We start from the raw sequence: 1198 nt of genomic DNA, 5'->3' as shown, positions 1-1198 counted from the left end.
TCTGGTACGCTTTCGATCCGCGCCGCTACGCCCGCGATCACCGGAAGCTCCTGGTAGTCGACAACACGATCGCCTTTGTTGGCGGTTACAACGTCGGCAAGCTCTACGCCACCGAGTGGCGCGATACGCACCTGCGCATCCGCGGCCCGGCAGCGCTCGAACTGGCCTACACTTTCGCCGATTTCTGGAACGCCATCCGCGGCCATCGCCCGCAGATCACCCGCATCCCGCCGCGTTCCTGGCCCGGCGCGATCCGGGTACAGCGGAACGACCCGGCGCGACTGGTCTTTCCGATCCGGGCGATGTATCTGGATGCGATCGAGCGCGCCCGACACCACATCTATGTGACCAACGCCTACTTCATCCCCGACCGGGTGATCCTCTCGGCCTTGATCGCCGCCGCGCAACGTGGCGTCGATGTCCGCGTGCTGATCCCCTGGGAATCGAATCATGTGACTGCCGACTGGCTCGCGCGGGGCTATTTTGAGGACTGCCTGCGCAACGGCGTGCGCATCTTCGGCTACCAAAACGCCATGATCCACGCCAAGACCGCTACAGTCGATGGCATCTGGTCGACCATCGGCACCGCCAACCTCGATCGCCTGAGCCTGGCCGGCAACTACGAGATCAATGTAGAGATCCTCGACGCCGGGTTCGCAGCCGAGATGGAGCGTATCTTCGCGATCGACCTGACCAACGCCTTCGAGCTGACGCTGGAGCGCTGGTTGCGTCGCCCGTGGTATGCCAGGGTCGGCGAACTGATCCTCAGCCCGCTCTGGCCGTTCTTGTAAGGATCCCTGGAGGGGCACCGCGCCTCCGGGTTCAAGGGCGGACCGAACCCATGGTTGCACCACAGCCACCGCAGCGTGCGGCGCGCGTCCTGCCCCCGCTTACCTGCGGGGGCGAGGTTTTTTCCCGGCTGCCGCCATCGGCCCCCTCCGTTTGCCCCCTCAACATGGGCAGGGAGGGACGGAGCTCCCGGATGCTCGTCCCCCCCTGCCCGGGCGGAGATGCGCGGGACCTCTCGATGCGGCCCGCGCCAAAGTGGATCTGGGGCTGCTGCGCCCCTCCTAGCGGATGATCAAACTCTCGTCCTTGTGCTTCTCACCTTCCTCAAGCAGCATAATCGGGATGCCGTCTTCAATCGGGTAGCGATAGCCATTACGCCGGTTGACCAACCACTCCCTGCCGTCCGCGT

General features: G+C 64.9%; 1 protein-coding gene. It reads left to right on the top strand.

The annotated features are described in order from the left end of the window. On the top strand, positions 1-791 hold a 791-nt coding region (locus tag VNN55_09430), incomplete at its 5' end, for a phospholipase D-like domain-containing protein (protein HWO57774.1). Positions 792-1198: the final 407 nt, after the last annotated feature.

The sequence above is a fragment of the bacterium genome, from assembly GCA_035559435.1.
Taxonomy (GTDB): Bacteria; Zixibacteria; MSB-5A5; order WJJR01; family WJJR01; genus JACQFV01.
The sequence above is the reverse complement of the archived record's forward strand: the minus strand, read 5'-3'. Positions and strand labels throughout refer to the sequence as shown.